Origin of the sequence: Bifidobacterium miconisargentati, assembly GCF_019331675.1 — a bacterium.
Lineage (GTDB): Bacteria > Actinomycetota > Actinomycetes > Actinomycetales > Bifidobacteriaceae > Bifidobacterium > Bifidobacterium miconisargentati.
Genome location: NZ_JAHBBJ010000003.1, coordinates 236,098 through 248,942, shown reverse-complemented (window position 1 = coordinate 248,942; position 12,845 = coordinate 236,098). Strand labels below are relative to the sequence as shown.

General features: G+C 61.5%; 8 protein-coding genes, 1 rRNA gene and 1 pseudogene. 7 read left to right on the top strand and 3 right to left on the bottom strand.

All coding sequences use genetic code 11. The features are described 5' to 3' along the window. Positions 1-169: 169 nt before the first annotated feature. The 6 genes from rrf (at position 170) to KIH81_RS03335 (ending at position 6,861) form a co-directional block, all read left to right on the top strand. Positions 170-286, top strand: a 5S ribosomal RNA gene (gene rrf / locus KIH81_RS03360). Between the two features lie 503 nt (positions 287-789). Continuing rightward, complete coding sequence (locus tag KIH81_RS03355; protein WP_214304059.1) at positions 790-1,401, top strand: hypothetical protein; 612 nt, start codon at positions 790-792, stop codon at positions 1,399-1,401. Positions 1,402-1,901: 500 nt separating this feature from the next. Then, a complete protein-coding gene (locus KIH81_RS03350) occupies positions 1,902-2,756 on the top strand; it encodes a transketolase (protein ID WP_214304058.1) in 855 nt (284 codons plus the stop codon). Between the two features lie 206 nt (positions 2,757-2,962). Further along, positions 2,963-3,928: a transketolase family protein gene (locus KIH81_RS03345; RefSeq protein ID WP_214304057.1), complete on the top strand. Its 966-nt coding sequence runs from the start codon at positions 2,963-2,965 to the stop codon at positions 3,926-3,928. A gap of 333 nt (positions 3,929-4,261) precedes the next feature. Further along, positions 4,262-5,377: a 4-hydroxybutyrate dehydrogenase gene (locus KIH81_RS03340; protein WP_214304056.1), complete on the top strand. Its 1,116-nt coding sequence runs from the start codon at positions 4,262-4,264 to the stop codon at positions 5,375-5,377. 107 nt (positions 5,378-5,484) lie between these two features. Then, a complete protein-coding gene (locus KIH81_RS03335) occupies positions 5,485-6,861 on the top strand; it encodes a PTS galactitol transporter subunit IIC (RefSeq protein ID WP_214304055.1) in 1,377 nt (458 codons plus the stop codon). A gap of 153 nt (positions 6,862-7,014) precedes the next feature. On the opposite strand, the gene KIH81_RS12020 is transcribed toward KIH81_RS03335, so the two are convergent. The 3 genes and pseudogenes from KIH81_RS12020 to KIH81_RS03315 form a co-directional block, all read right to left on the bottom strand. Then, positions 7,015-8,013 (bottom strand): PucR family transcriptional regulator, encoded by a 999-nt coding sequence (locus KIH81_RS12020; protein ID WP_236029203.1) that lies wholly within the window; start codon positions 8,011-8,013, stop codon positions 7,015-7,017. A gap of 101 nt (positions 8,014-8,114) precedes the next feature. Continuing rightward, positions 8,115-10,403, bottom strand: a pseudogene (locus KIH81_RS03320) (DUF6020 family protein); the annotation flags it as partial. Positions 10,404-10,837: 434 nt separating this feature from the next. Next, positions 10,838-11,485: a YesL family protein gene (locus KIH81_RS03315; RefSeq protein ID WP_214304054.1), complete on the bottom strand. Its 648-nt coding sequence runs from the start codon at positions 11,483-11,485 to the stop codon at positions 10,838-10,840. 280 nt (positions 11,486-11,765) lie between these two features. Here KIH81_RS03315 and KIH81_RS03310 point away from each other — a divergent pair, with 280 nt between their 5' ends. Next, positions 11,766-12,806: an ABC transporter permease gene (locus KIH81_RS03310; protein ID WP_109057663.1), complete on the top strand. Its 1,041-nt coding sequence runs from the start codon at positions 11,766-11,768 to the stop codon at positions 12,804-12,806. Positions 12,807-12,845 lie beyond the last annotated feature (39 nt).

The window sequence follows — 12,845 nt, the reverse complement described above, 5'->3', positions numbered from 1 at the left end:
CACACACCCTCCAAACATGGAGGTCCCGATACTGCGCTCGGACCGCCCAGGCATCAAGGAATGTCAGGCGAATCCGCAAAACCAAAGATCGACATCGCGTCCCCTATCCGGTTCCCAAACCGCCACAATACCGGCAGGAACAATGTTTCCTGACCGATAATTCAAGATTTGCGGCGGTCATGGCCCAGGTGAGACGCCCGGTCCCATTCCGAACCCGGAAGCTAAGGCCTGGCACGGCGATGGTACTGCACCCGACAGGGTGTGGGAGAGTAGCACACCGCCGCATTCACACGTTACAGGAGCCCCGATACCCACACGGTACCGGGGCTCCACTCATATCACCCCAACAATAATCCAAGGGGCCCCTTCACATACCCAAACACAAACGCGGAAAACCAGGCGGGTACACGACACCCAGGGGACCCTACGCACACCACGGACACAACACAAAAACACGGAACTATAGGTGAAATGCATTGAGCTAGGGCTCCGTTAAACCAAGACCGGCATGCCCCTTATTCTTGGCTCCCCTTGCCGGGAATCGCCGTGGAACAAGCAGCGGAGCTGCCTGCAGGCGATTGCGAGACGACGACCGAGCCGGCGGAACGCGAACGGGGTCCGTCCGTGATTGCGGGACGAGCTGGCCGCGAAGCCGACTGAGGGGCAGCCCGATGGGTGGTCCGATGAAATCCATATCAATCTCGGCTCAACAGAGCATGGAGCTAAGTCAGCGCCCACACCACACTCTTGCGCTATGCTCCGTTCACCTTGCGGTGGCACTATGAAGGCATGTCCGATAACAGGGTTCCCGGCAACGCGCGTCTTGCGCATCTGTTGTGGTTGCGACGTCGTCATGGATGGGGCACGGTGCTGTTCGTCTCCTGGTGCCTGGGATGCTTGCTGGTCGGTATCTGTGTCGGCCCGCTTGAAGCTTTTATCCATGGCACGTTACACGGCGATATACCCGACGGACTCTACAAGGCATTGTTGTTCTTCATCTGGAGCGTTGTACCGGTGGCGTGCACGTCCGTGTACTTGTGGGTTCGTTTGCATGGGCGTCCTGACGGTTTGCTGGCCGTGCGTAGTGCGTGGGAAGGTATGCGTCTTGTGGCACAGCCTGATACCACCGATGCGGAGGGAGACCCCTGGATCAGTACCATTGACCATATCCTGTTCCAGAGGGACACTGACCGTACGTTCGCCGTACTCACGGAAGTCGAAAAAGTGCCGCATCTCGCCGTCTTCACTGTGGAGGATGGCATGATTAGGCTTGATGCGGTGCATGATGTAACCGCCGAGCAACGCCGCGCATTCGACGATGGCAAGACCCGTCACCAGTTCCCGTGGCTGGAACCAGGTCTTGATTACGATTCCGACAGTCATACCCTACTGGTGCGATAGTCGCCGAGAACCGCTGGAACGGTGATTTGCGGTCTTTTCAGTACAGAAAGTGTGTGCTTCTGTACTGAAAAGGACGTCAGAACGGGTATTTGCGGTCGTTCCGGCATAGAAATCGCAGGCTTCTAGACTCAAAAGACCGCTGGGAGGACGTTTTGCGGTCGTTTGAGTACAGAAGGCATTCGGTTCTGTACCCCAATGACCGCTGATGGACGATAGGGCACAGCGGAGAGACGCCGACGGCTATGCGGCGGAGGATATCGCTCGAATACGCTCAGGAACGCAGATTCCGTTTGATGCGATTTTGATGGGGCACTTCGGCATAGATTTCATCTGTTTTCTCAATAACAGGAGCTGTTGTCTGATTTGCGACACGCGGTATAGGTAACAGCTTGCTATAAATATTCTCGATAACTAGACTTTGATTCTGCTAGTCGAGCAAAGGTGTTCGACATAAAGAAAAACAATCAATGAGAATATTCACCAATGGAGGGGGATATATCATGACTGAGAAACTGACGGATGATCAGATTAAGGAGATGCAGCGCTTCTCATGGCGTATTCGCATGGAAGCCATCAAATGCATCGCCGAATTCGGCCTGGGCCATGTGGGCGGATCGATGTCCGTGGCAGACGTGCTCTCCGTGCTGTACAGCAACGAGATGAAGTATGATCCCGCGAACCCGCAGTGGGAGGAGCGAGACCGACTGGTGCTCTCCAAGGGCCATTGCGCCCCCGCGCTGTACGCCACGCTGGCGCTCAAGGGCTTCTTCCCGATGGAATGGCTCAAGACCATGAACAAGAACGGCACCCACCTGCCCAGCCATGCGGATCGACTGCTGGTCCCCGGCATCGACATGTCCGCCGGTTCCCTTGGCCAAGGCGGATCGGTCGCGGCTGGTATGGCGCTTGCCTTCAAGCTCGACAAGAAGCCGAACAACGTATACCTCATCCTCGGCGACGGCGAATCGCAGGAGGGTCAGGTCTGGGAGATGGCACTGTTCGCACCGCAGCATCACCTGGACAACCTCATCGCCTTCGTGGATTACAACAAACTCCAGCTCGACGGCTTCTGTGACGACATCTGCGCCATGGGTGACATGGCCGCCAAGTTCGAGGACTTCGGCTGGTTCGTGCAGAACCTGGAGGATGGCAACGACGTGGTCGCCATCCACGAGGCCATCGAAACCGCCAAGACGCAGACCACCGGCAAACCGAGCATGATCATCCTCAACACCATCAAGGGCCTGGGATGGAGCGAGATTCAGGGCAAGACGAACAGCCACGCGCCCGCCGTCTCCCACGAACAGCTCGAAGAGGCGCTTGCGGAGCTGCAGAGCCACTACGACGCGATTTGAGCGAAAACGGAACATAGTCGCCGCCACTTAGTGTCTGAAAGCAGATAAAACCTACGCTCTCGTGCCTCGGAATCGGTGCCGATTCAGCGCTGCTCCCCGGTCCGTTGTTATGCGGACAGCCCCTCGAACGGGCAGGGAAGGCCGGGAAAGATCCCATGCACCGTATCCGGCGCAGCGAAGCCAATACATAAAAAGGACATATCACAATGATCGTCAAGGAACTCAAACCCGAAACCCAGGAGATGCGCGCCGCGTTCTGCGACCGTCTCATCGAACTGGCCGAAACCCATCCCGAACTCATGGTGCTCGACGCCGATCTTATGGGTGCGATGGGCACCAAGCCCTTCCTGGCCAAGTACCCCGAGCGCACCGTGGACTGCGGTATCCAGGAGGCCAACATGGTCGGCGTGGCCGTGGGCCTCTCGCTGGCCGGCAAGATCCCGTTCGCGCACACCTTCGCCACGTTCATGTCCCGTCGAGCCACCGACCAGATCTTCATTTCCGGCGCGTACTCGAAGGCGAACGTCAAGCTCATCGGCTCCGACCCCGGCATCACCGCCAAGACCAACGGCGGCACCCACATGCCGTTCGAGGACATGGGCATCATGCGCGGCATCCCGCAGATGACCATCATCGAGCCCACCGACATCACCATGCTCAAGTGGGTCATGGGCTGGATGGCGGACAACTACGGCATGCAGTACATGCGTCTGGTCCGTAGGGAAAGCACCAAGATCTACGAGGACGGCACCGAATTCGAGATCGGCAAGGCCGTGACCGTGCGCGATGACGCCGACGCCGACGTGACCATCATCGCCTCCGGCCTGTGCGTGGCCAACTCCATGAAGGCCGCCGACATCCTCGCCGGCGAGGGCATCCGCGCGCGCATCCTCGACATGTTCACCTGGAAGCCGCTGGACGATGAGGCCGTGATCAAGGCCGCCAAGGAGACCGGCGCGATCGTGGTGGCCGAGAACCACAACATCACCACCGGTCTGGGAGCGGCGGTCAGCGAGACCGTGGTAAGCAACGCGCCGGTGCCGATGGAGCTTATCGGCATCCACGACCGGTTCGGCCAGGTGGGATCGCTGGAGTACCTCGCGGAGCAGTACGGACTGACCGTGGAGGACACCGTGGCCGCGGCGAAGCGCGCGATCGCCCGCAAGGGCTGACGGCTCCTCAACCAAGGAGAGCCAAGCCTATGCAGCTCTGTGAAACCAAGATTGACGCGAATCCAGCCTGACTACCCCTCAGTCGGCTTTGCCGACGGCTTCCCGGACAAGGAAGAATGAGGACCATGTCGATTTTGGTTTAACAGAGCCGTCTGTACACGTAATTTTCCCCCTCCAACACGGGTGCTCCCCTCAGTCGGCTTTGCCGCCAGCTCCCCTCAGGGAGGGGAGCCGATTTTGGTCATACGGCATGCGAGATCGGCTCCCTTTCGTGGGAGGCTGCCGCGGACGGCTGAGGGGAATACCCACTCAATCACAAGGAAACGGAAAGCAATGAAGCTTATCGAAGTTGGACCCACTCTGTACTCGAACGCCACGGTCAAGGAATTCGCCGAGGAATTCCACGTGGGCGAGGGCGACCTGATCTTCTCGGTCAAGGTCATCTATGACACCTACCTGAAGGACGTTGCCGCAGGCGCGCAGGTGCTGCTCGTCGACTCGTACGGCACCTCCGAACCCACTGATGACATGATCAACGCCATGATCAAGGACGCCGACCTCGACAACGCCAAGCGCGTGGTGGCCGTGGGCGGCGGCGCGGTGATGGACGTGGCCAAGGTGGTGGCCTGCTCCGGCGGTATGAGCGTGGACGAGATCTTCGACCACCTGCCTAACCTGAGCCGTAGCGTGGACCTCGTGCTCGTGCCCACCACCTGCGGCACCGGCTCCGAAGTCACCATGCTTGCCTCCATCAACCGCACCAAGCTCGGCACCAAGGTGGGCATGGGCTGTCCGGCCATGTACGGCGACTCCGCCGTGCTCATCCCCGAACTGCTGCACGGCCTGCCGAACTACGTGTTCGCCACCAGCTCCATCGACGCGCTGTGCCATTCGGTCGAGTCGATTCTTTCGCCCAACTCCACGCCCATCGTCAAGATGTTCGGCTACGAGGCCGTGCGCATGATCCTGTCCGGCTACCGCAAGGTGGCTGCTGGTGGGCTCGAGGCGCGCAACGCGCTCATGGGCGACTTCCTCCTGGCCTCCACGTACGCCGGCATCGCGTTCGGCACCGGCGGCTGCGCTGCCGTGCACGCCCTGAGCTACCAGCTCGGCGGCAACTACCATGTGGCGCATGGCGAATCGAACTACGCGATGTTCACCGGCGTGCTGCGCAAGTACATGGAGATCAGGTCGGACGGCGAGATCGCCACGCTCAACGCCTTCATCGCCGGCATCCTCGAATGCGATGCGGCCGATGTATACGACGAGCTGGAGGCGCTCATCAACCAGCTGCTGCCCAAGAAGGCCCTGCATGAATACGGGGTCACGCGCGAGGAGCTGCCCGTGTGGGGCCACCGCGTGATCGAGACCCAGACCCGTCTGATGCGCAACAACTTCGTGCCGTTGGATGAGGCCGCCGTGCTGGACATCTTCGAGAAGCTGTACTGACTTTTTAAGGCCTCCCCTCGGTCCACGCTCCGCGTGCCAGCTCCCCTCAATGAGGGGAGCCGATCCGGAGCCGACCGAGGGGGCCAAACACAGGGGGAATATTACACATGCAAGTCATTACTTGGATTCTGGGCCTGGGCGCATCGGTGATGATGCCCATCATCTTCACCATCATCGGCACCTGCGTGGGCCTCGGCTTCGCCAAATCACTGAAGTCCGGCCTGACCGTCGGCGTGGCGTTCGTGGGCCTGAGCATCGTCACCACACTGCTGACGGACAATCTCGGCCCGGTCATCAACAAGATCGTGGAACTCTACGGGCTGCACCTCAACGTGCTGGACATCGGCTGGCCGGCCGCCTCCCAGGTGGCCTACAGCTCGCAGGTCGGCGCACTGGTCATCCCGTTCGGCCTGGCGCTCAACGTGGTGATGCTGCTGACCAAGACCACCAAGACCATCGCCATGGATCTGTTCAACTACTGGCACTATGCCTTCATCGGCGCGCTGGTGTACTTGGTGACCAACAGCTTCGGCTGGTCCCTGTTCATCGTGGCCGTGAACTTCATCATCATCAACTGCATCGGCGACATCGAATCGAAGCGTGTGCTGGCGTACTACGGCCATGACAAGGTCAACGGCATCGCCTTCCCGGTACCGGTGTGCGCTCCGTACGCGCCGATCGCGCACGTACTCAACTGGCTGATGGAGAAGTGCCCCGGCATCAACAAGATCGACTGGGACGCCAAGAAGCTGCAGGAGAAGCTCGGCTTCATTGGCGAACCGCTGTTCCTGGGCACCGTGATCGGAGCCGTGCTCGGCATCCTCGCCCAGTACGACGTGACCGCCATCCTCAAGCTCGCCGTGAACATCGGTGCCGTGATGCTGCTCATCCCGCGCATCTCCGGCCTGTTCGGAGAAGGCCTGCTGCCGATCACCGAAGCCGTCAAGAAGCTGCTGGCCAAGAAGTTCAAGGGCAAGGTTGACTTCCTCATCGGCCTGAGCCCGTCCATCGTGGTGGGCGACCCGACCATCATGGTGTGCTCGGTGCTCGTGGTGCCGTTCATCCTGTTCCTGTCCGTGGTGCTGCCGGGCAACCAGTTCCTGCCCATCGCATCCCTGGCGGGCGCGATGTACATCTTCCCGCTCGTGGTGCCGATCACCAAGGGCAACGTGTTCCGCACGTTCATCATCGGCATGGTGGCGCTCGTGATCGGCGACTACTCCGCGACCGCGCTCGCCTCCGTGTTTACCAAGGCCGCCGTGGCCTCCGGCGTGACGCTGCCCGACGGCACCAACGCCGTGGCCAGCTTCGACTACGCAGGCAACCCGCTGGCGTGGATCCTGTACAACCTGGGCGCGCTCAAGTGGATCGGAGCCGCGGTATGCGTGGTGATCTGCGCGGCGCTCATGTGGTACAACCGCAAGAAGATCGTGGCCGAGACCGCGATGCGCGAGCAGGCGCTCGCCGACGCGGCTGTGGCGTGAAGGATATAAGGATATAGAGCTGGCTCCCCTCTCTCAGGGGGGGCTGTCGAGCGAAGCGAGGCTGAGAGACATCGCATTTAACTGCGGTGCTCCCCTCAGTCAGCTCCGCTGACAGCTCCCCCCAGAGAGGGGAGCCGATTTTTATGCGTGGTATCAGCCGGCCATGCGGCCGAGGGCGATGGCGGTGGTGAGCACATAGGCCTCGCGCGGGTCGGTGGCGTCCCAACCGGTGGATTCGGCGGCACGCTTGAGACGGTATCGGATGGTGTTGGGATGCACGTTGAGTTCCTTGGCGCACGTCTCCAGCGAGCCACCGAACCGCAGGAACGTGGAGACGGTGAGCAGTGTGGGATCGTCCGGGCCGGCGGCGGTGAGGCTGCCGTACACCACGCGGATGAGTTCGTCGCGGGCGTCCTCGTCGCCGATGAGCGCGCGTTCGGGCAGGGCGTCGTCGGTACGCAGCGGGCGCGGGATCTGCTGGACCGTGGCGGCCAAGGCCGGTGCCGCCTTCAGACAGTACAACGCGGCCTGCATCGTGCGCATCGCACCTTCGCTGCTGGTGCGCTGCGGGCCCAACGCGAGCGGCCGCGCGGCGTCGAACGCGGGGGAGACGGTGTTGCAGATGACTTCAGGCGTCGCCGCGCCGACCGGACGGATCAGGACGACGACCGCGGTGTTGCGCTTGTCCGCACGGCTGTAGGTGCGATTGGCGACGGTCGAAGCACCGCGAGCGGAGCCGGATGGACTGGCTGATGCGGACGATTCCGCTCCGCCGGATACGGGGTTGCCGGTGCTGTTGCCGCTATTGCCGTTGCCGGCGGCGGAGGGCGCGACGGCGCCGGTCGAGCCCGCAATACCGGGGCCCAGACCGTTCATCGCGTACTCGGCGGTCAGGCATGCGCCGCCGAAATCGCTCACGATCTTCTCGACGTCCTTGCGGGTCTTTGCGGCTGAACGGGCCGGATAGCCGGCGATGGCGTAGCAGTCGAAACCGTCCTCGAAACCGAGGATGGCGAACAGCGAATCCACGCGGTCGTCGGCAAGACGGTGGAACAGGCACTCGAACAGCACGGTGCGGACGCGGTCCAACGCGGTGGCGTCGGACGAATCGGCGGCTTCGGAGGCAAGCAGTTCGAGAAAGTCTGAAGGCATACCCTTCAGTCTAGCCTCGCCGTTCCGGTTCCGGGAGTCGTGAACGGCGAATGGAAGGCATATCACTCGGCCGCCGGAGCCGTGCTCTTCGCCAGCTCCGTGCGGGAATCGCGCCAATAGGTGAGGACCATGAAACCGAATACGAAGGCGACCGGCAGCATATGACGTTCGAAATTATTGGCCGGAGCGGTGATCATCACGCCCATGAGCAGCAGCAGCGGAATATGGGTCATCAGCGTGAGCCAGCGGCGGCGTATCACCTCGGCCGCGCCGATGAGCAACGTCAGCACCACGTAGAAGTTGCCGTGGATAAGCCAGCCGAGCACCGGAATCCTGCCCCACTTCTTCGTGAACTTGACCACCTTCTCACGCCAGTCGTGATGGTAGGACTTGATCCATGTGGAGTTCTTTTGCACATAGTCGCTGGTCACGTAATAGTCCATTGACACGTAGGGAAGATCGGTCACGTTGAAGTAGCCGAAGCATTTGGCCAGCAGCGCGTCCAATGCGATGACCGGATTGTCCTTGACGATCTGAAGCCACGCCTTGTTGAAACCGGTCATGTCCTCCGGAGTGACGGTGCGCCACTTGTAACTGACCTTCTTGGCCTGGATACCGGAGGACTTCACCGGGTCGGCGTCCTGCTGGAAGTAGGCATCCGCCATCTGGTCCAGGTTGAACACGGGGGAGAGGTTCTTCTTGGCCTCCTCCGAGATGCCGTCCGGGTTGCGCTGGGCCACGCGCGCGATCATCTGCAACTGCACGCCGCGGCTTTCGATCGGGTCACCGCCGATGATCGCGCCCGAGGAGATGGCGAAGGAGATGCCGCCGTGGATGAGGATGGTGGGGATGAGCAGGGCCGCGACGTACGTGGCCCAGCGTCGGCGATCCGCGATGAGCGCCAGCACGATCTGCAGGGCGATGATGTACCAGGCGTATTTGGCGGAGATGAGCATCACCGACGTGGACGCGATGAACGCGAGCAGGCTGTGGCGCGGCAGGCGCAGCGGGGCGGTGAGGGTCGGGGAATCGGCTGGAGCAGGCGTCGTGGAGGCCGCAGGAGCCGCGGAGTCCGTGTGATCGGCGTCGGTTTCGGCGGGGGCATCGCTCTGACGCTTGCGTTTGGTGCCGGCCGGTCGCCAGGTCTGGATGAGCTCGTACCAGACGCCGAACCACCAGACGAACGCGAAGGCGAACAATGGCGACTTGGTGATGGAGATCGTGGCGAACACCGCGAGTGGGCAGGCCAGGAAGAACAGGAGAATCAGGAATCGTGCCCGGCCTCCGGCGAGCTTTGGGGTGATGGTCGTGTCGGACATCGCAGTGGTGCCATCGGAGGCGTTGACGGCACCGGCGTCGGCGACGGCCGGGCTCCCGGAATCGTGCGTGCCGGAATTCGGGGTCGCAGCGTCGTCAACGGATTTGCCAATCCACGGCCTATTGAGGAACCGGTGGGCGGTGGCCGCGCAGCAGAACACGGCGAACGGCATCTGGATGGAGGCGAGGGCCACGATGCCGGCGTCGTTCGAACCGGTCAGCGAGCGGGAGAACATCGCGACCGCGCCGTAGACCACGGTGAGCACCACATTATGCTGGTCGGTCAGGTAGGTGGGGTTGTCGGGCCACATGTAGTGCGCGGTGGGGTAGATGTCCATCGGCACGAACGAGAAGAAGCCGATGTATGGCTGCTTCAGCCCGGTCCACTGGTTCCACGCCCAGCTGAACTCGCGGATCTGCGAGCGGATGTCCGCGCCGAATGCCGCCAGCAGGGTGGTGGGCGCCCACAGCCAGCCGATGAAGAGAATCAACGCGATCTTCCAGAACCGGTCCGTGCCGCGGATAAGCCAACGGTTCAGGAACGCGAAGCCCGTGGCGATGGCCGTGGTGATTTGCCGTGGGGCGATATGGAAGCGGGAGTGGGAACCGGCGGAACGGTGGCGGGAGGGTGATTCGGGAGCGTCCGTCACGGGAGTTGCGTCGGATGCCGGACTGGAGTCGATTGGTGCGGGTGCGTCGGCTGTGGTGGCGGTATTTGCGTCAGTGAGGCCTGTCGATTCGGTGTCGTTTGAATCGACGCCGGACACTACCGCCGTTGTCGTTTCGTGATGCTGATGCGAACGATGGCGGGGAGTGAAGTACCGGCCAACGAACCGATGCCAACGTTCGCCGAGGGGGGTGGGCAGTACCCGGCCGGTGCCGGCGAAACGGACCAGCAGCAGGATGATGCCGAGATAGATGACGAATGAGCCCGCGAAGATAGCGGTGTTCGTCCAGTTCCAGTTGGCGATGGTGCCGTTCTCGAAATCCCAGTACAACGGGCCGACCGCGGTGCACAGGGCCAGCCACAGGCAGGCCAACACCGCCAGCGTCCACCGGGCGACCGCTCCCACGCGGCGCCACACGGGGTGCGCGTGCGTGCGGGAGTCGGGGCGATGCGGGGCGGCGGCAGGCTTCGAGATGGCTGGTGACGTCATGTCAGTCAATGGTAGCCGCATACGCGAACTGCGGTACCCCTCGAAAACGGTTGCCGATGCGGGACAATCCGGCGATTGAAACTTTTTAGGCGCATTATCCCGCGGCTTGTCAGACGCCGGGTGCAGACGATATCGCGATAATGGCGGAATTCCGGGGATTTGCTGTTGCTTGAGTGTGGGCCGAAGCGTATGGCAATCGTTTGCCGCACATATGGGGGCACGCGGGCGCGGGATGATGCGCGAAAAATCGCGATATACGCGCATTGTCCCGCACGGAACCTGTATTGGATACTGAGTGGGAAGGTGGGCGGGCCCAAGAGGAGAGGAGCAAAGCGGGGAAGTTCCCCGAATCAGTCGTGGGCGTTGATGAAGGTGGGGCGCTCCACCGGGCCCATGCCGCCGTAACGCTTGAAGCCCCACAGGAAGACCAGTGACTTGGCGTAGGCGCCCCAGGCGACGCCGAAGATCAGCACCAGCACGCGGATGAACGGAATGAAGTACGCCACCGCGAGCAGCAGCACGTCGATGGCGAGCAGCGCGAGCGTGCAAGGGAAGGCGCGCCAGGGGAACATCGCCGCCAACTTCCACTGGGTGCCGAGCGGGTTCTCGAAACGGGCCTGCATGGGGAAGAGGTACTCCGCCGTGAGCGTCACGATCACCGCCGCGATAATAAGGACGACAAGCGGGACGTATGAGACATTGGTGTCCCACGCGCTCCAGAAGGCGAGGCCGAAGATGATGGCCGCCGCAAGCGCCATGACGATGAGGCCGGAGATCAGCCCGTGCTTGAACTCGCGCTTGAACCGGCGCAGGTATTCATGGACGAGCCTGATGTCATCGTGCTCATCGTAGGCGAACATCGTGCTGTACAACGCCGCGCGGGCCGGGCCGGTGGTGACGACGGGGACCAGCGTGACCAGATAGACCAGATTCAGCGCGGTGAAACGGACCAGGGTGTCCATGAACCGCCAGAACGGCGCATTGGTGTTGAACTTCATCGTTCCTCCTACCTTCGATGATGCTCCGTGACGCCGTGCCCATCGAGGGCGCGACACGCTTATTTATAAGTATATAAATAAAAATTTGATTGGTCGAATTCCGCGAGTTTCCAACGTTTTTCGGGTGTCTTTGACGCGCATGGAGGGGCCGTGCGGCCTAAGTCGAGTTGACAGAGAAAATCTTATTTATAAACTTATAAACAAGAGACAAGAAGACAACGGGATGCGAAACGGGTCGCACCCACAGTGGTCTTCGCTGCATTGCTTCAAAGGAGACAAGATGCAGAACGTTGCAACCACGGACGGCGAAGTCGGGCTTGCCGCGGACGGCACCGTGACCGCCGATGCCAAGCCGGCACGCAACCGTCGTGATCGTCGCGCCGCCAACAAGGCGAAGAAGATGCTTCCCGGCACCGACTACAACAAGCGCCACGGCCTCAAGCTGTTCCTGCTCGTCGCGCCGCTGCTGGTCATGGTCGTGCTCTTCAGCTACCTGCCGCTGTTCGGCTGGATCTACGCCTTCTACGATTACCAGCCGCCGATCCCGCTGTCCGAAAGCGAGTTCGTGGGCCTGCAGTGGTTCCAGCTGCTGGTGCAGAACCCGGCGCAGCTCGCCAAGATCGGCCAGGTGCTCATGAACACCTTCGCCATGTCCGGCCTGAACATCCTGACCTCGTTCTTCCCGGTGATCTTCGCCATCGCCCTGAACGAGATCCGCGCTAAGTGGTTCAAGAACCTCATCCAGACGCTCACCACGCTGCCGAACTTCATCTCCTGGGTGCTGGTCTACTCCATCGCCTTCGCGATGTTCTCCTCCTCCGGCATGATCAACGAGCTGCTGCAGAACCTGCACCTGATCACCGAGCCCATCAAGTTCCTCGACTCCGGCGACCACATCTGGCTCAAGATGCTGCTGTGGAACCTGTGGAAGGGCCTCGGCTGGGGCTCCATCATGTACCTCGCGGGCATCGCCGGCATCGACCAGGAGCTGTACGAGGCCGCCCAGGTGGACGGCGCGAACCGCTTCCAGCAGATCATCCACGTGACCATCCCGCAGCTGCTGCCCACGTACTTCGTGCTGCTCATGCTCTCCATCTCCAACTTCCTGAACAACGGCATGGACCAGTACTACGTCTTCCAGAACAACTTCAACCAGAAGTGGATCGAAGTGCTCGACCTGTACGTGTACAACGTCGGCCTCGGCAACTCCAGCCTGTCCCTGGGTACCGCGATCTCCATCCTGAAGTCGCTGGTCTCCGTGGCGCTGCTGTTCATCGTCAACTGGCTGTCCAAGCGCACCCGCGGCGAGGGCATCGTCTGATCGGCCCAAGCAGAAGTCAAAGCGAGATTTGTAAGGAAT

What these genes read in the sequence shown, in the direction of transcription:
- KIH81_RS03355 (WP_214304059.1), top strand. Translation starts at nt 790, where the DNA reads ATGTCCGATAACAGGGTTCCCGGCAACGCGCGTCTTGCGCATCTGTTG.
- KIH81_RS03350 (WP_214304058.1), top strand. Translation starts at nt 1,902, where the DNA reads ATGACTGAGAAACTGACGGATGATCAGATTAAGGAGATGCAGCGCTTC.
- KIH81_RS03345 (WP_214304057.1), top strand. Translation starts at nt 2,963, where the DNA reads ATGATCGTCAAGGAACTCAAACCCGAAACCCAGGAGATGCGCGCCGCG.
- KIH81_RS03340 (WP_214304056.1), top strand. Translation starts at nt 4,262, where the DNA reads ATGAAGCTTATCGAAGTTGGACCCACTCTGTACTCGAACGCCACGGTC.
- KIH81_RS03335 (WP_214304055.1), top strand. Translation starts at nt 5,485, where the DNA reads ATGCAAGTCATTACTTGGATTCTGGGCCTGGGCGCATCGGTGATGATG.
- KIH81_RS12020 (WP_236029203.1), bottom strand. Translation starts at nt 8,013, where the DNA reads ATGCCTTCAGACTTTCTCGAACTGCTTGCCTCCGAAGCCGCCGATTCG.
- KIH81_RS03315 (WP_214304054.1), bottom strand. Translation starts at nt 11,485, where the DNA reads ATGAAGTTCAACACCAATGCGCCGTTCTGGCGGTTCATGGACACCCTG.
- KIH81_RS03310 (WP_109057663.1), top strand. Translation starts at nt 11,766, where the DNA reads ATGCAGAACGTTGCAACCACGGACGGCGAAGTCGGGCTTGCCGCGGAC.